Below are 16,130 nucleotides of genomic sequence, written 5' to 3'. Positions count from 1 at the left end.
CGGTCGATCCGGGTGCACCGGTCGATCCGGGTGCACCGGCCGGCAGGCAGCGCGAGGTGCGGACCCCGCGCCGGTCCGGCTGCCGCCGGGGCTCAGCCGCGCTCGTCGGCCCGGGCGGCAAGCAGCCTGCGGTCGACCTTTCCGTTGGGATTGCGGGGCAGGGACTCCAGGTGGTGGACGCTGTCGACGATCGAGTGCCGCGGGAGTTGCTGCGCGCAGTGGCGCTTCAGCTCGATGAGGGACGGCGCGGGCTCCGCGGCGGGCACCACGTGCGCGACGATGCGGGCGTCGATGCCGCTGCCCGCCACCTGGACCGCGGCATCCGCCACTCCCTCGTGGCTCTGCAGCACGGCCTCGATCTCGCTCAGTTCGATGCGGTTGCCGCGCACCTTCACCATGCTGTCCCGGCGGCCGACGAACTGCAGGCTGCCGTCCTCCAGCACCTGGGCGAGATCGCCGGTCGCATAGGTCCGGTCGGTCACCGCCGGGCGGCCCCAGTAGCCGAGCATCACACTCGGCCCGGCGACGACGATCTCGCCTTCCTCGCCGGCCCCGGCCCGGCTGCCGTCCGGCCGCAGAACGGTCACGGAGTTTCCGCACGCGCCGGTGCCGATGGGTACCGGGAGAATGCGGTCCGGGTCGATCTCCTCGACTTCGTGGCCGGTGCTGATGATGGTCTCGGCCGGGCCGTAGAGATTCATGAAGCGGCAGTACGGGAGGTGGGCACGCAGCTCCCGTAGCGGACCGATGGGGAAGACCTCTCCGGCGAACAGCAGAAAACGGAGCGAAGGCACGGGGGTGTCCAGTAGGCCACCGTGCCGCATCATCAGCATGAGAGCCGCGGGAACCGAATACCAGACGGTTATCCGGTGGTCCAGCAGAAACTGCACCAGACTCTTCGCCGAATATGCGGTCTCCTGCGGCACCAGGTGCACGGAAGCACCGACGGAGAATGGCACATAGATGTCGTTGACGGACAGGTCGAAATGGAATGGGGCGTGATTGGAGTACCGGTCCGCCGCCTGCGCTTTCTGGGCCTCGGCCGCCCAGGAGACAAAGGCCCATGCGCTGTTGTGGCTGTGACACACACCCTTGGGTTCGCCGGTCGACCCGGAGGTGTAGAGGATGAAGGCGAGGTCGTCGCCGGTGCCGGTGCCGGTGCCGGTGCCGGTGGGCGGGGGAAGGGCCCGGTCCGGCGCGGGCGGCGGACCGGCGGGCAGACGGTCCCAGGGGGAGCCGTCCGGCCAGCGGCGCAGGGTCGCCGGAGCGGTGCCGAACTCCGCCAGCGACGCTTCCCGCTCCGGTGGTGCCACCAGGGCCCGGGGCGCGAAGTCGGCCAGCAGTTTCGCCGTGCGGCGCGGCGGCGCCTGCGGATCGAGCGGAACATAGGCGGCGCCCAGCCGCAGCACTGCCTGCATCGCGGCGACGGCGGCCGTCGATTTGTCGAGCCATATTCCGACCCGGTCCCCGCGGCCCACGCCGAGGCCGGCGAGTTCCCGGGCGAGCGCATCGGCCCAGGCGTCCAGATATCCGTATGTCGCCGCGCCGTCCGGACCGACCACGGCAGTGGCGTCCGGGGTATTTCGGGCTGCGTCCCGCACGAGGTGGTGGAGCATCACGGTACGTCTCCGTATCTCTTGGCCCGCACGACCGGGAGGATTTGGTCGAATCCTGCGAACCTTGACAGGTTTTCCGGCGGCTCAGTAGCATCCGCCAGCATAGTAGCGTGACGGCGAGTCGGGCGGTGCTTCCGGCGGAGAACTGATGCGAACTCGGGGGTCCAGGTGCGGGACAATGAGGTTTTCGAGGCTGTCAAGGGATATGTGGAGGACAGCGTCCTCAAAGGGCAAGGGGAAGTGGAGGGAGATACTCCGCTGTTGGAATGGGGGATTCTCGATTCCCTCTCCGTGGCCCGCCTCGGAAATTTCGTCGAGAAGCGCTTCGAGCTGGTCCTGCCCACCGGCAGCGCTGTGGGGGAGAGGTTCCACAGCCTCGACTCGATCTGCGCGTTCGTCACCGAGCTGCGCGCCGGACGTACCGAGCCCGAGCCGGCCGCTCCGCACGATGCGGCGTAGGGACGTCCCGCTCGGCGGGCAGGGAGAGGATGACTGATGGCTGCACGACTGGCGCTGTCCTCGGCTCAGACCGGAGTCTGGATGGCGCAGCAGCTCGACCCGGAGGACAGGTCCTTCAACATCGGGGAGTACTGCGACATCGCCGGGCCCGTGGACCCGGACCTCCTCCAGCAGGCGCTCCGCGAGGTCGTGGCGGCGACCCCGGCCCTGCGCGCACGGTTCGACATCGGTGACGAGGGGCTGTGCCAGTATCTCGACGACACCGTCGAGACACCGCTGCACCGCATCGACGTCAGCTGCGACCCCGACCCCCGGCAGGCCGCCGAGCGGTGGATGCGGCAGGACCTGGCCAAGGAGTACGACCTCGCCGAGGGCCCTCTCGTCACCTGGGCGCTGTTCACGCTGGGGGCCGAGCGCACCCTGTGGTACCGCGCCGCCCACCACATCGTCCTCGACGGCTTCGGACTGGCCCTGATCGCCTCCCACGTGGCCGACGTCTACTCGGCCCTGGTGACCGGTCGGGCCCGCAGGCCGCGCCCGCCGGGCACCTTGGAGCAGGTCATCGCCTCGGACCTCGCCTACCAGGAGTCCGAGGAGTACGCGCGCGACCGCGAGTTCTGGCTGGACCGGCTCGCCGGACAGACCGAGGCGGCCGCCTTCACCGACTGGCGGCCGACCGCCTCCCGGGCCTCGCTGCGCGAGAGCGGTCACCTCACACCCGCGGACTTCGACGTCCTGCGCGATGCGGCCCGCGCACTCGACGTGACCTGGCCCGAGGTGGTCGTCGCCGCGATTGCCGTGCGGTTGCAGCAGGCGACCGGCGTCCGGGAACCGGTCGTCGGCCTGCCGGTGACCGCCCGGACCGAACCGATGCTGCGCAGGGTGCCCGGCATGGTGACCAACGTGGTGCCGCTGCGGCTCTCGTTCGGCCCGGACACGCCCTTCGCGGACGTGGTGGCCCAGACCTCGCTGCGTCTGGAGGAAGCGCTCCGGCACCAGCGCTACCCGCAGGAGCACCTGGTGCGCGAGCTGCCCGGACTCCCCGAAGGAAGAAAGCAGTTCGGTCCCGACGTCAACATCATGTCCTTCAACTACCACGGGGACTACGCGGGCCGTCCCGCCACGGTGCACACCCTGTGCTCCGGTCCGGTCGAGGACCTGACGATCAACGTCTACGACCGGATGGACGGCCGCGGCCTGCAGATCGCCCTGGACGGCAACGCCGAGCTCTACGACCGCGCTCAACTGTCCCGGCACCTCGAGGACATCGTCGCCCTGCTCCGCTCCGTCACCGGCCGGCTGGAGCACGCACCCGCCGCGCCCTGAGCCGGTCCGGCACCGCCGGCAGCCGACCCGGTCCGGTCCGGTGGGCGGCCGCGGGGCGGAGACCGGGCGATGTCCGGTCCGGAGGTTCACCGCGGTCGGAACCGGTGCTTCGCTGGCTGCGGACCGCAGGCGGCGGAGGGAGCCGGCATGGAGATCGAGGGTGCGGCCGCGCCCGTGGTCGCGGTCGTCGGAGTCGTCGGGACGCTGCTGTCGGCGCTGCTCACCCAGCGCGCGGCCGACCGCAGCCGCCGCCGTGAGCAGGACCGCGCCGAGGAGCTGTGGCAACGCCGCAGCCAGGCGCAGGAGCTGCGGTCCTGCTACGTGGCGCTGAACACCTCCGCGCGGCAGTACCTGGCCGCACTCACCGACCAGTTGCACGCGCTGGGGCGCACCGCGGATCTGGCCTCCGCACGGCAGCGGCTGACCGAGGCCCGGGACCAGTACCGGGACGTGTACGCCGAGGCCCAGATGCGGGTGCCGGAGCGGGTGCTCGAACTCGCGGGCGGCCTCAGCCGCGACCTGGGCGCGGTCTACGGCACCGTCCGCCGCCTGGACGAGGGCGTACCGCGGGACGGGGACTCCCCGTCCGCGGCCCAGCGGCGCATCGACGCGCTGTGGGGCCGACTGCGGCAGGCGCGCCGCGAGATGCGCGCCGAACTGGGCGTCTCCCGGTCGGATCCCGGGCGTTGAGCGTGCAAGCGCGGGATCATGTCGCAACTGCGCCCGCAGGTCGGCATAGTGGCGGTGGCCCGAACGAGAGGCCCCACGTCTGTCGAGATCCAGGAGAGGCGGGTTGCCCGTGAACGGCGAGGAGACCGGTGGCGTCGCGGGACTGCGCGCCTGGGCGGCCGACGCCGCCGAGCGGGCCAAGCGGCTGCTGCCCGCCGTGCGGGGCGGTGCCGTGCCGTCGGGCGCGTACGACGCGTCCGTCGCCGAACTCGAGGAACTGGCACGGCTGCTGGACCACGATCCCGGTCTGCGCAGCACGGTGCGTGTCTGGCTCGGAGGTGCGCTGGCCGCGCGGAGTCTCGCCGGGTGCGGCGGGCCGGGGGACCGGGAGCGTGCCGAGGCGCTGCTGCGGGCCGCACGGAACCGCGCGACGGAGCAGGGCGCGGCGGCGGGCGAGGAGGACCGCCGCTGGGCGGCGTTCTTCCTGCTGCCGCTCGTGTCACCGCTGCAGATGCAGCCGGGCGCCTCGGGCGGCGCACCCGACCTCTCCGCTTACGCCGCGTGGGCGGCCCGGACCGGCCCCGCCGGAATGGCGCAGACCGCGGCGGAGCTCCAGACGCTGACCGAAGAGGTGCTCGAACTGCCGCTGCCGGAGGACTTTCTGGCACAGCTACGGCAGATGCACCGCGCCACCACCGCCCCGTCGGGACCGTCGCTCTCCGACCTGCTCGCGACCATGACGCCCGCGGGCTCGCCGTTCGCGGAGCAGATGCGGCAGACGATGGAGAACGCTTTCAACGCGCCCGGGGGCTCCGCCGGCAACAGCACCGCTTCCGCGGCCCCGCCCGGACCTCCGGACCGCGAGCCGGCCGGCCCCGGGCCAGGCCAGGACCGCGGACCGGACCCGGCTCCCGGGCCCGATTCGGCCTCCGAGCCGGACGCGGCCTCCGGCTCGGAGGCGGCCCCCGAGCCGGACGCGGTCCCCGAGCAGGGTCGGAGTCCCGAAGCGGAACCGGGGTCGCGTCCCGACCCGGGCGCGCCTCCCGGGCATTCCGGCGCTTCACCGGGTACCGGCTCGCCCCTGTCGGCCGAGCGGACCGACGCGGCCGGGGCGGCCACGGAACCCGGCCAGCCCCCACCCGCGGGCCAGCCCTCACCCGCGAGCCAGCCTTCACCCGCGGGCCAGCCCTCACCCCCGGTCCCGCCCCCGGGACCTTCCGCGGACAGCGTCCCGCCTCCGAGCGGTCCGCCTCCGTCTACGGGACCCGGGCTCACACCGGACGACATCCGCCGTCTCACCGCTGCCATGGACGCCGTCCATGCCACCACCTGGGGTCTGGAGGATGTGCTCAAGGGCAGCGACCACGAGGCACTCGATGCCCTGCTACGGCGTCTGCGCGCAGTGCAGGACCAGCCGCCTCCCGGCCCGGACCCGACTGATGCGATGGAGAGCCTGCGGGCGCTGCTGCTCAACATCTCTCCCGGCGTCGGCGGCACCCACGAGGACACCGCGGCGGGGCGCGCCCACCTGGCGACCGTCGTCGGCCACCTCAGCTCGCTCTCCGGCGCGCTGCCCGCCGGAGCCGGCGACCCGGCGGTCTGGGGTCGTGCGTTCGCGCTGTACACCCGGGTCATGGCGGCGGGGGAGACGGAAGACGTCCACACGCTCCGGGAACTGGTGGCCGAGGCCGAGGCACTGGAGGAGTCCGTCCCGGAGGACGAGCCGTTCCGGTTCGCCGCCCTGTGGGCCCTGGGCGCGGCCGTCGCCAGACTCGGCATCGTCACCGGGGACAGGACGATGGTGCTGCGTGCGCTGCCGCACATCGAGGCGGGGCACGCGGGGCTGAACGCCCTCCCGTTCGCCGACGAGCTGCCACTGCCGCTGCCGCCCCTCCCGGACCTCGACCTGCTCCGCGCGGGCCTCGGCGACGGCCCCGCGCCGGTGCACGAGCACGTTCCCGCGGCCCCCGACGCCTCGCCGGAGGAGCTGCACACCGCCGCACTCGACCTGGCCCTGCGCTTCTCCCTCACCCGCGACCCCGCCCTCCTCGACGCGCTGATCGGCCAACTCGAGCGGGTCCGCGACCGGGTCCGGGAGGGGAGGGCGCCGCGGATCGCCGCCGACGCGCTGTGGGAGCTGGCCCAGGCGTACCGCGAACGCGGGGTTCTCAAGGACGATGTGACCGACATCGCGGCGCTGGAGGCGGCCAAGGAGGCGCTGACCGCGCTCGCCGCCGACGTCCTCCTCCAGGCCGGTGCCGAGCACGGGCTGCTGGCGGCCCGCTCCGGTGCGAACAGAGGTGTGCAGGCCGCGCTGTGGGCGGCCTCCCAGGGGCGGCTGCACGAGGCGGTGGCCGTGCTGGAACTGGGCCGGGCGCTGGTGCTGCAGGCGGCGTCCACGTCCTCCGCGGTCCCCGAACTGCTCGACGCGGGGGGACACCACGGGCTCGCCGCGCAGTGGCGGGCGGCCCGAGGCGCGGCCGGGGACGCAGCGGAGAGCGACGAGGGAGGGGTACCGGGACGGATGCCGAGCACGCTGCGCCGCCAGGCACTGGAGGCACTGGGTTACCGGGACGAGGACGGTCTGCTCGGCACCCCGTCGCTGAGCGCGCTCTCGGACGGGATCGCGGACAGCGGCGCCGACGCGCTCCTCTACCTCGTCCCCGGCGAGGGCGAGAACCCCGGCGTGGTGCTCGTCGTGGCGCCCCGGCTCGGCGCCGCGGTGGGGGTGGCGCCGCTGCTGTCGGGTGCCGGATCCGGCCCGCTGGAGAACTACCTCGACGCCACCGCGACCCGCGACGCCACCGCGGGGAGCGGGCGCTCCGCGGACCCGTCCGCGGAGCAGACCTGGGACGAGGCCCTCGCGGCGCTCTGCGACTGGGCCCACCAGGTGCTCGACCCTGTCCTGGGCGGGGTGCGCGAGGGGCTGGCGGAGGAACGACCGGCGGAGGAACGGGAGGCCGGGGAACGGCCGACGGCGGACGGGCCGCGGGGGGACGGGCTGCTCCGGATCGTCCTGGTGCCCTGCGGACGGCTCGGCATCGTCCCCTGGCACGCCGCGAGCCGCGAGGGTGCGGCGGGCCGGGAGCACCTGTGCCGGACGACGGTGGTCAGCTACGCGGCGTCCGGCGGCGAGTTCCTGCGCTCGGTGCGCCGTGCGCCGCGGGATCCGGCGGCGGCGCCGGTGCTGCTGGCCGATCCGGGCATGGACCTGGCGCACGCGGAAGTCGAGGTCATGGCGTTGCGGGACGCCTTCTACCAGGAAGCGCGAATGTGCGGGGGGATCTTCGAGCTGCCGGAGGAGGAACTGCTCCCCGGCACACCCGAGGACGTACTCGCGCTCCTCGGCGACGGCGCGTCGCTCCTCCACATCGCCTCCCACGGGTCGGCGGGCACCCGCCCCACGGTCTCGGCCCTGCACCTCGCCACCCCCGGGGGAACCGGGTTCCCGGCAGCGGACGGGGCCGGGCCGGGAAACGGGCCGGATCCCGGCATGCTGACGGTGACCCGGCTGCTGGACCGGCCCGCCGCACCAGGCGGCGCCGAGCGCGCGGAGCCCACCCGGGCGCACGCCGGTGCTGGGGCGCCGCTGGTCGTGCTGAGTGCCTGCCAGACCGATCTGAGCACCCGCGACCACGACGAGGCGCTGACCCTCACCACGGCGTTCGTCTCGGGCGGGGCGCGGGATGTCGTGGGCTCCCGGTGGCGGACCGACGACGCCGTTTCGGCGCTGCTGATGGCTGTCTTCCACCACTACGTGACCGTCGACGGGCTCGGTCCCGCCGACGCGCTCAGGGCCGCGCAGCTGTGGATGCTCGACCCGGACCGGGAGAACCCGGGCTCGCTCCGCGGCCCGCTGCTGCGGCAGATGGAGCGACCCGATCTGGACCGGGCCCGCTTCTGGGCCGCCTTCATCCACCAGGGGCACCCGGGCCCGGGGCACAGGGGGCCGGACGCAGGACGTGGAAAGACGAGGAAGGGGAAGGGATGAGCGGCGACGGCGCGGGTGACCGGCCCGGCGCTCCGGCGCAACGTCTGCTCGCGCTGGTCGGTGAGCACCGGGAGGATGTCCGCGCGGTGCTCGACGAGGAGCAGTACGCGCTGCTGCTCGCCCGGTTGGAAGCCCTCGCGGGCACCGCGGTGGACGACGACCGGGCGGTGCGCAGGGCCTTCCAGGGCGTGCGCGTGCTTCTGACGCGGCTGCCGCTGCCCTACGACCATCCGGTGCACCTCGCGCTGGACTCCGACCGGCTGGCGGGGGTGCCGCCGGGACCGGCGACCGTGGTGGACGCACGGGAGCTGGCAGCTCTGCTGACGGGTTCCGCGCCGGCCGGTTCCGCCACCGGCCCCGGCGCCGACCCCGGTACGGGCGGTACCGACCCCGAGCCGGGCCCCGGTACCGACCTCGACCCGGGGCCTGGGGGCCTCCTCGGCGCCCGCGAGCGGCTGCTGCGCGCACCGGCCCTCCCCGCGGAAGAGGCGCGGGCCCGCTGCGGGGGAGCGGCGCCGCCCTCCGAACTGATCAGGCTCTCCGACCCGCTGGGGCGCGAGCACTACCCGGCGTTCCAGTTCCCCGCGGGCGACGGTGCCCCGCACGAGGTCGTCCTGGAGGTCAACCGGCTGCTGCTCGCGGACATCGACCCCTGGGGCGCCGCGGCCTGGTGGCTGGAGGGCAACACCTGGCTCGGCGGTGCGCCCGCCTCGCTGCTGGGCTGCCTGCCCGACCGGGAACTGGTCGGTGCGGCCACCGCGCTGGTGGAGGAGGACTGATGGGCGGCCTCTTCCCCATGACGCCGCTGCAACTGCGCCCCAATCACCGCGTGCTCCCGGCGGGCAGCCTGCTGTGGCGGGTGCACAGCGTGCGCCGCGCCCCGGACGCGTTCAACCCGACGCTCGCCGACCCCTTCGAGTTCCGGAAGGGCAACCGCTTCGACGGCACGTCGCTGGACCCGTACCACTGCCTGTATCTGGCCGACACCCCGACCACGGCGCTCGCCGAGAGCGTGCTGCGCTCGCGTCCCTTCGAACCGCCCGCGGGCCTGCGGCTCATTCCCTACGCCGCGGTCCGGGGCCGCTCGTTGAGCGCCGTGCGGACCAGGTGCGAGCTGAACCTGGTCTCGCTGATCGAGTCGGAGGACCTGGCCGCGGTCTGCCAGGACGCCACGCTCCTGGAGGACGAGCGCAACTACATCCCGGCCAGGCGCTGGGCGAGCGAGATCCGGGCGCAGGCGCCGGGCGCCATGGGGCTGGTCTGGCAGTCGCGGCACCACCGGCCGCAGCACGCGCTGGTGCTCTTCCACGACCGGTTCGCCCACTGGGACGGCAAGCCGCTGGAGGCCGTGCCGGACGGTGGTGTCCCGGCCCTGGAGTCCGCCGACGGCATCGCCGCGGCCAACCGCCTGCTCGAACCCCTCCGGGCGCGGATCTCCGAACCGGTGGGGAGGTGACGCGGGTCCCCGTCCTGGGATGCCGAGCGGAGGCGGTGCTCACGGCCGCGTCGATCAGCCTTGTCCGCGGCTGACGTCCGGTGCATGGTGGGCGTATGGCATCGACCGCGCCTGATGTGGCGTCACTTCTCTCCGAGTTGAAGAAAGTTCGGCGCGCCGGGCTGGTGCGGCTGCGGGGGCGCGCGCTGCCTGCCCTGGAGTCGGCCGCGGCGGTGGCGGCGACCGGAGCCCGCACCCCCGGCGCCGCTGTCGAGGAACTGCTCCGGCTCGCCGTGTCGCGGCTGGACGCCGGTACGCTGCGCACCGCCGCCGAGTACACCCTGGGGCTGGCGCAGGGCACCCGCGACTGGCCCGCGGCCTCCCGCCGCGTGAGGGCGGCCTCGGTGTACGGGGTGAGCGTCGAGCGGTTCCGCAAGGACCACGAGGTGATGGTCCTCGGTCAGGTAGCCGAGCACATCGTGGGCCTCGCAGGTCAGCCGGCCGCCGTGGCTGTCGGCGCGGCCGCGGCCGCGGCCGGGACCGCGGGCGGGGACGGCTCGGGCACGCACCGGACGGTACGGGTCGCGGCCGGCGGCCGGACCGTGGTGCTGTCCCTCCATGTGCACCCCGTGGATCTGCTGCGCGACGTGGACGCGGTCGTCTCCCCGGTCAACGTCCACCTCGCGCTGCCCGAGCGCTTCAAGTCCTCCGTGGCCGCGTCGCTGCGCCGGGCGGCCGCCGTGCACGGGGTGACCGGGGACCTGTTGGCGGACCCGCTCCGCGACGAGCTGCTCGGCTGGGCGTCCCGGCACGGCGTAGCGGGGCGCGCGGTGTTGGCCGGCACGGTGGCCGCCACCGGCGCGGGGGCGCTGACCGGGCAGGGGGTGCGGCGGATCTACCACGCGGCGGTCGCCGTTCCGCGGGCCGGGACCAACGACTACGACGTGCTGCAGTCCGATGTCACCCGGGCCGCGTCCCGGGCGCTCGCCGTCCTGGCGGAGGAGCGCCACCGCTTCGATCCGCCGCTCCGCTCGGTGTGCTTCCCGCTGCTCGGCTCGGGGCGCGGCGGGCTGTCGTACGGCGCCAGTCTGGCCGCTGTGTGGGCCGCGGTGGAGGCGGACGCGGCGCGCGGCGCGGACTGGGACATCCACGTCGTGGTGCGTTCTCCGGAGGCAGCGGCGCTGGTGGAGCGGCTTCCGGCCGGGATCCGCCCGGCGCACGACCGGCGGGCGACCAGATGACCCGGTGGAATGGGAGTGCATCCCGCGCCGCGTGAGCCGGTGCGGAGGATGTGTGCGGGAGGGCGCGCCGGGGGGTGCCCTCCCGCACGAAGTCCCCCGGAAACAAGCTGTTTTGACGATCAATCACCTAGGCTTCGCGGATGGGCGGCGGGATGGCGGAGTGGGCTCACGGGGCGCCGGGCCGGACCGTGACCTGGCCGGCTCCCGACACCTACGTACTGGTCGAGGGCGTGCTGCTGCGGATGCTTCCGGACGACCCCGGGACACCCGCGGGAACGGAGGTTGTCGTGGGGTACGACACGGAGCGGCGGCGGCTCGTCGCGTACCGGGCCGCGCCCGCCGGGTCCACCCCGGCGGGGCAGGAGGAGGACGGGGGTGCCCGCGGATGAGCACACCCGGCTTCGGGCCCGCGGAGAGCTACGACGAACGGCAACCCGTCGTGCTGCTCCTCGACACCTCGGCCTCCATGGCGCGGCCCGCGGAGAGTCCGCGGATCGACGAGCTCAACGCGGCGCTCGTCCGCCTGTTCGACGGTGTGCGGGTGAAACTGCGCCTGCGCGCCCGGGTGGAACTCTGCCTGATCACCTTCGACTCGCGGGTGCGCGTCCTCGACCCCGCACGGGGCGAACTCGTTCCCGTCGAGGAGGCCCCGGCCGACCGGCTCTTCGTGCCCGTCGACGAGCTGAGCCCGCCGCACCTGGAGGCATCCGGGCTCACCCGGCTCACCGAAGCCGTGGAGACGGCCCTGGACCTGGCCCGCGACCGGTACCGGACGCTGCAGGCACAGCGGGTGCAGGTGCGGCGGCCGTTCCTGTGGGTCCTGACGGACGGAGCACCCAGCGACGCGCACGGCCGCCGCGCGGACCCCGCGACTGTCGCCGCCACGGCGCAGAAGGTGCGCGGCGGGGAGGGGCGGGGCGAATGCGTCCTCCAGGCGATCGGAGTGCGGGGCGCAGACATGGAACTGCTCGAGGCTCTCGCGCCCAAAGGGGCGCTGAGACTCGAGGGCCTGGACTTCGAGCAGATCCTGGAGTCCATGTTCCAGAGCTCGGACGTCATCGGAGCCTTCGCCGCCGTCGACGACATCCACGAGCAGGTGTCGGCCGAGATGAAGCGGCAGGAGCGGATGCGGCTGCTCGAGGAGAAGCACCTGTGATCGTCGCGGGGGCCAGTGTGCAGGGCACCGGCCATCTGGCCGCAGGGCGGGACTGCCAGGACGCGTTCCGTGCGGCCGACCTGGGCGACGCGGTGGTGCTCGCCGTGGCGGACGGCGCCGGCAGCAGGGAGCGCAGCGGGCTCGGTGCGCACCTCGCCGTGGACACGGCCTGCCGGGTGCTGGCCGAAGAGGTCCCCGGCCCGCACGAGCCTCCCGAGGCGTGGACGGGATGGGCCGCCGCGCGCGGCACACGGCTGGTAGCCGACCATCTGCGGGCCGTCGAAGGGATACTGCGCGCGGCCGGGCCCCCGGCACGGTCCGGGCGGGCCGAGCCCCCGGACTCCGTGCTGCCCGGCGCACCCCCGCAACCCTCCGGGTTGCCGGAAGCACCTCCGGGGTCCTCCACGCTGCCGGTGGACACCGGAGCGCTGGCCGCCACGGTGGCCGCCGCCGTCCTCCGCCCGCCCTGGGTCGTGTTCGTCGCGGTCGGCGACTGCTTCGGCACCGTGCTCACCCGCGGGGCGGCCGAGCCCGAGCCGCCGATCGAGCTCGATGGGCGGTTCCCCGAGCACAGCGGGCCGCCGGTCGAGTCCCCCGTGCCACCGCCCGGGTCCGACGGGCCGCCACCGGAGGCCGCCGAGCGGTGCCACCTCGTCCTCCCGCCGCCCGGCCCCGGCGGTCCCGGCCCGGTCTTCCTCTCCTCGCCCGGCGCCGCGCTGCGGGTGCGGTCGTTCGCCGTATGGGAGCCGGAACTGACGGGAGTGGTCCTGGCCACCGACGGCTGTACGGCACTGACCCTCGACCATCCCTCGGCCCGTACGCTCCCGCCGCAGGCCGGTCCGCTGCCCTCGGAGCGGTTCTTCTGCGGACTCGCGGCGACCCTCCGCGCCAACGGCGGCGATGCCGAACCCCTCAGAGCACTGCTCTCCGGCCCGGAGGCAGCGCGTACCGGCGACGATCTGACGGTGCTGTGCGCCCTGACGGACGGGTGGTGACGGTGTCTCTCACGGTGGTGTCCTCCGCAGGGCGCGCGTGGCGCCTCACCGAGCGGATCGGCAGCGGCTCGGAAGGAGTGGTCTACGGTGTCGAGGGCGACCGGCCTCTGGTGGCCAAACTCGTCCCGGACCCGCCGGATCCGGCCGCCTACCGGCGACGCCTCGCGCGGCTGGTCCGGCAGCGCCGCGAGCCGCGCACGGTCCGGCTGCTGGCCGCGACGCCCCCACGGGCCGCCTGGCCGATGGTGCTGGTGCGCATCCGGAACGCCGGCGCGGACGGCTATCTGATGACCGACATGCGCCACGCCTACCGGCCCTTGGCGCAACTGCTCTTCCCCGCCGCCCGCCGGCGCTTCCTGCCGGGCGCGACCTGGGCGACTGCGCTCGCCGCCGCCTGCTCGCTCGCCCGGCTCCTCGCCGATCTGCAGGCCGAGGGCTATGTGGTGGGCGATCTCAAGCCCGACAACCTCTGGGTCGACGACCGGGGCGGGGTCGGTGTCGCGGATGTGGACTCCTGGCAGTTCCGGGACGGTGCCGAGGTGTTCCCCGGACGGATGAGCACCCCCGGCTACACGGCCCCCGAGCGGATCGGCGCACCCGCCGGCACGCCACCGGACAGTGCCTCGGACGACTTCGTCCTCGCCGTCCTCGTCCACCAACTGCTGGCCGACGGCCTGCATCCGTTCGCGGGGTACCCCGCCGACGGCGCCGACTACCGCTCCTACGACGACAACGTCCTGCGGGGACGCTGCCGGCTGCTGGATCGGCTCTCGGTCGTGCTGCCGCCCTCGGCCCCGCCCGCCGATCTGCTGCCGCGGCGGCTCCGGGAGCTGCTCCGGGCGGCGTTCGGCGGAGTGCGCCCTCCGGCGGCCGTGTGGGCCGAGGCGCTGGCGGCAGAGGCGGCCCCCGGTCGGTTGCGGACGTGCCCGGTCGACGCCGGGCACGTGCACACGGTCGAGCGCCCGTGGTGCCCCTGGTGCGACCTGGAGGAGCGGTGCGCGGACCGTTCCGGAGACCGGGCAGGGCGAGGCGGCCCGCCCACCGACGGCTCGGCCGGGAGGGGACAGGAGCGGAACGGGGCGCACGGAAGGAGGGACGGCACATGACGGAGGTGACCCGGCTCTCGGTGGCCCGGACGCTGGACCACTGCACCGTCCTCGGCCCGGGGACGCGCGCCGTGCTCTGGGTGCAGGGCTGCCCGCTGCGCTGCCGGGGCTGCGTCGCGGCCGAGACACTGCCCTTCGAGGGGGGCACCGACCGGACCGTATCCGAACTCGCCGACTGGCTGTGCGGGCTGCCCGACGTGGAGGGCGTCACCCTCTCCGGAGGAGAGCCCTTCAGCCAGGCGGCCGGGCTGGCCGCACTGCTCGACGCAGTCCGCGCGCGGCGCCCCGACTTCAGCGCGATGGCCTACTCGGGCCTCCGATACGAGGCCCTGCGCAGGGGCGGGGCCGACCGGCGCGCCCTGCTGCGGCGCCTCGACCTCCTCGTCGACGGACCCTACGTGGCGGCCCTGCACGGCAGCCTGCGCTGGCGGGGCTCGTCGAACCAGCGCCTCCTCGCGCTCACCGACCGCTATCCCGACCTGCGTTCCGAACCCGACACCAGCGCCGGGATCGAAGTGTCCGTGGAGCCCGGAGGCACGCTCTCCTGGGCCGGGGTGCCGCCGACCCCCGGCTTCCGCGCGGGACTCGAGGCGCACCTCGCGGAGCGCGGCTTCGTGCTGCACACCCAGGCCCGGAGGGACACATGAGTGGATCACCGAAGTACAGCACCGTGTCGGTCGCTTCCGCCTACGCGCGGCGCGAGGCGCAGCGACGTGCCCAACGTGAGGCCGAACGCCGCAGTCGGCAGGAACAGCGCGCCCGGGAGCGTGCCGAACTCGCCGCCCGGCGGGCCCGCGAGCGGGCCGCGCGCCGGGAGCGGGCGCAGGCCGACGTCGAGCGCAGACAGCGGGAGGCGGCCGACCGGCGGGCCTCGCAGCAGGAGGCGCATGCCTCCCGGGTACGCCAGGAGCAGGCCGCGGCCGACTCCCGCCGTCTCGACGAGGTGAGCGCCCTGCTCACGCGGGTGCGGACGGCCGAACCGGACGCACCGACCGCCGAACTCGCGGCGATCGAGAGCAGATTGGTCCAGTTGCGGGAGGAGGCCGGCCGCGGGGAACAGCTCGGCGGGGCGATCGAGGAGCTGCGCGGCCGCCTCGTTCTGCTGAGCAGCTCCGGGGACGCCCCGCAGCCGGGCGCCGGATACGACGTCGTACTGGCGGGGCTCGAACAGCGACTGGCCGCGATCGGACCGGACGGCGCGGCCCACGACCCGGAGGGTCGGCAGAACTGCACCGACCTGCTCGGCCGACTGCGCGCCGCGGCCGTATCGGACGCGGAAACGCGCTTCGCCGCGCTGCTCGGCACGGTGGAGCACGCTCTCACCCGCCATGCCGGCACCGCGCAGCACCTCGCCGACCAGGAGCGGCTGCGGGCGGCGGAGGAGGGGCGCAGGGAGGAGGAGCAGGCCGCGGCACGGGCGGCGGCCGAGGAAGCCGTCGAAGAAGCCGCGGAGACCGCGAAAGCCGAGGACGCCGAGGACGCCGAGGAAACGGCCGTACACGAGCGCCGTGCGGCGGCGCTCGTCGAGGCGGCCGACCGGCTGGGCATCGTGCGCGGCTCCGCCGAAGCCGCGGCGGCGGAGGCCCGCGAACTGGCGGATCCGGACCTTGCCGCCCGCGTCGAACGGGCTCTGCACACTGTCACGGGCGCACTCGGCGCGCAGGCGGCCGAGGACGCACTCGAGGCCGTCGGCGCCCTGGAGCGGCTGTTGCCCGAGGCCGAGGCCAGGTTGGACGAACTCCAGTTGGCCTTCACCCGGCGCAGCGACCTCGCCGAGGCGCTGCAGGACGCCATGTGCGGGGAGGGGTTCACCTTCACCGACGGCAGCGAGCAGGGCGCGGCCTTCGTGCTGCGTTTCGAGCGGCCCAGCGGGGCACGGTACGAGACGACGGTCGCCACGGAAGCCGACGGTACCTCCGTGCTCGTCTACCACGTCGAAGGCGAGCCGGACGTGACGCTGCGCCCGGCGGCGGAGGGGGCGGTCTGCGACCGCACCGAGGACCTGCTGGAGCGGGTGCACGAGGCGATCGGCGAGCGGGACGGCTTCCTCCCGGGTGAACTCACCTGGCAGGGCAAACCCCCGAGAGGGCAGACCCGATCGCTGCCGGGCGCGGGGCGGGAGCGACGCGGGTGAGC

14 protein-coding genes are annotated in these 16,130 nt (G+C 74.5%); 13 read left to right on the top strand and 1 reads right to left on the bottom strand.

What is annotated here, in order from left to right:
* Positions 1-92 precede the first annotated feature (92 nt).
* Positions 93-1,616, bottom strand: coding sequence for an amino acid adenylation domain-containing protein (locus tag ACFYNS_RS27295; protein ID WP_388605521.1), 1,524 nt, complete (start codon positions 1,614-1,616; stop codon positions 93-95).
* A 261-nt stretch (positions 1,617-1,877) separates the two neighbouring features.
* Between ACFYNS_RS27295 and ACFYNS_RS27290 the strand changes: the two genes are divergently transcribed.
* The 13 genes from ACFYNS_RS27290 to ACFYNS_RS27230 all read left to right on the top strand — a co-directional run bounded on the left by ACFYNS_RS27290 (position 1,878) and on the right by ACFYNS_RS27230 (position 16,128).
* Positions 1,878-2,075, top strand: a complete 198-nt coding sequence (locus tag ACFYNS_RS27290; RefSeq protein WP_388605520.1) for a hypothetical protein — start codon at positions 1,878-1,880, stop codon at positions 2,073-2,075.
* Between the two features lie 36 nt (positions 2,076-2,111).
* Positions 2,112-3,401 (top strand): condensation domain-containing protein, encoded by a 1,290-nt coding sequence (locus ACFYNS_RS27285; protein ID WP_388605519.1) that lies wholly within the window; start codon positions 2,112-2,114, stop codon positions 3,399-3,401.
* Between the two features lie 147 nt (positions 3,402-3,548).
* Entirely contained in the window at positions 3,549-4,091 is a 543-nt protein-coding gene (locus ACFYNS_RS27280; protein ID WP_388605518.1) for a hypothetical protein, read from the top strand.
* A 109-nt stretch (positions 4,092-4,200) separates the two neighbouring features.
* Positions 4,201-8,061 carry a CHAT domain-containing protein gene (locus ACFYNS_RS27275; protein WP_388605517.1) on the top strand — a complete coding sequence of 1,287 codons (3,861 nt, stop codon included), beginning with the start codon at positions 4,201-4,203 and terminating at the stop codon, positions 8,059-8,061.
* Complete coding sequence (locus tag ACFYNS_RS27270) at positions 8,058-8,840, top strand: hypothetical protein (RefSeq protein ID WP_360291320.1); 783 nt, start codon at positions 8,058-8,060, stop codon at positions 8,838-8,840. Before ACFYNS_RS27275 ends, ACFYNS_RS27270 begins: the two co-directional genes overlap by 4 nt.
* Complete coding sequence (locus tag ACFYNS_RS27265; protein WP_360291323.1) at positions 8,840-9,517, top strand: RES family NAD+ phosphorylase; 678 nt, start codon at positions 8,840-8,842, stop codon at positions 9,515-9,517. The genes ACFYNS_RS27270 and ACFYNS_RS27265 overlap by 1 nt, the downstream gene beginning before the upstream one ends.
* Positions 9,518-9,612: 95 nt before the next feature.
* A complete protein-coding gene (locus tag ACFYNS_RS27260; protein WP_388605516.1) occupies positions 9,613-10,737 on the top strand; it encodes a macro domain-containing protein in 1,125 nt (374 codons plus the stop codon).
* Positions 10,738-10,877: 140 nt separating this feature from the next.
* Positions 10,878-11,126 (top strand): hypothetical protein, encoded by a 249-nt coding sequence (locus ACFYNS_RS27255; RefSeq protein WP_360291328.1) that lies wholly within the window; start codon positions 10,878-10,880, stop codon positions 11,124-11,126.
* Positions 11,123-11,893 carry a hypothetical protein gene (locus ACFYNS_RS27250; protein ID WP_388605515.1) on the top strand — a complete coding sequence of 257 codons (771 nt, stop codon included), beginning with the start codon at positions 11,123-11,125 and terminating at the stop codon, positions 11,891-11,893. The genes ACFYNS_RS27255 and ACFYNS_RS27250 overlap by 4 nt, the downstream gene beginning before the upstream one ends.
* A complete protein-coding gene (locus ACFYNS_RS27245) occupies positions 11,890-12,888 on the top strand; it encodes a protein phosphatase 2C domain-containing protein (RefSeq protein ID WP_388605514.1) in 999 nt (332 codons plus the stop codon). Before ACFYNS_RS27250 ends, ACFYNS_RS27245 begins: the two co-directional genes overlap by 4 nt.
* Positions 12,885-13,994, top strand: a complete 1,110-nt coding sequence (locus tag ACFYNS_RS27240; RefSeq protein ID WP_388605513.1) for a hypothetical protein — start codon at positions 12,885-12,887, stop codon at positions 13,992-13,994. The genes ACFYNS_RS27245 and ACFYNS_RS27240 overlap by 4 nt, the downstream gene beginning before the upstream one ends.
* Entirely contained in the window at positions 13,991-14,641 is a 651-nt protein-coding gene (locus ACFYNS_RS27235; protein WP_388605512.1) for a 4Fe-4S single cluster domain-containing protein, read from the top strand. Before ACFYNS_RS27240 ends, ACFYNS_RS27235 begins: the two co-directional genes overlap by 4 nt.
* The gene (locus tag ACFYNS_RS27230; protein WP_388605511.1) at positions 14,638-16,128 is read left to right on the top strand and encodes a hypothetical protein; all 1,491 of its coding nucleotides are present in this window, start codon (positions 14,638-14,640) and stop codon (positions 16,126-16,128) included. The genes ACFYNS_RS27235 and ACFYNS_RS27230 overlap by 4 nt, the downstream gene beginning before the upstream one ends.
* The last annotated feature ends 2 nt before the right edge of the window (positions 16,129-16,130 follow it).

Source organism: Streptomyces sp. NPDC006925, assembly GCF_042869575.1.
Lineage (GTDB): Bacteria > Actinomycetota > Actinomycetes > Streptomycetales > Streptomycetaceae > Streptomyces.
Note: the sequence above shows the minus strand (reverse complement) of the source record. Positions and strands in the feature narration are given on the sequence as shown.

Coding starts and splice junctions, on each gene's coding strand:
- ACFYNS_RS27280 (WP_388605518.1), top strand. CDS start 3,549: ATGGAGATCGAGGGTGCGGCCGCGCCCGTGGTCGCGGTCGTCGGAGTC.
- ACFYNS_RS27295 (WP_388605521.1), bottom strand. CDS start 1,616: ATGCTCCACCACCTCGTGCGGGACGCAGCCCGAAATACCCCGGACGCC.
- ACFYNS_RS27230 (WP_388605511.1), top strand. CDS start 14,638: ATGAGTGGATCACCGAAGTACAGCACCGTGTCGGTCGCTTCCGCCTAC.
- ACFYNS_RS27260 (WP_388605516.1), top strand. CDS start 9,613: ATGGCATCGACCGCGCCTGATGTGGCGTCACTTCTCTCCGAGTTGAAG.
- ACFYNS_RS27265 (WP_360291323.1), top strand. CDS start 8,840: ATGGGCGGCCTCTTCCCCATGACGCCGCTGCAACTGCGCCCCAATCAC.
- ACFYNS_RS27235 (WP_388605512.1), top strand. CDS start 13,991: ATGACGGAGGTGACCCGGCTCTCGGTGGCCCGGACGCTGGACCACTGC.
- ACFYNS_RS27285 (WP_388605519.1), top strand. CDS start 2,112: ATGGCTGCACGACTGGCGCTGTCCTCGGCTCAGACCGGAGTCTGGATG.
- ACFYNS_RS27270 (WP_360291320.1), top strand. CDS start 8,058: ATGAGCGGCGACGGCGCGGGTGACCGGCCCGGCGCTCCGGCGCAACGT.
- ACFYNS_RS27255 (WP_360291328.1), top strand. CDS start 10,878: ATGGGCGGCGGGATGGCGGAGTGGGCTCACGGGGCGCCGGGCCGGACC.
- ACFYNS_RS27250 (WP_388605515.1), top strand. CDS start 11,123: ATGAGCACACCCGGCTTCGGGCCCGCGGAGAGCTACGACGAACGGCAA.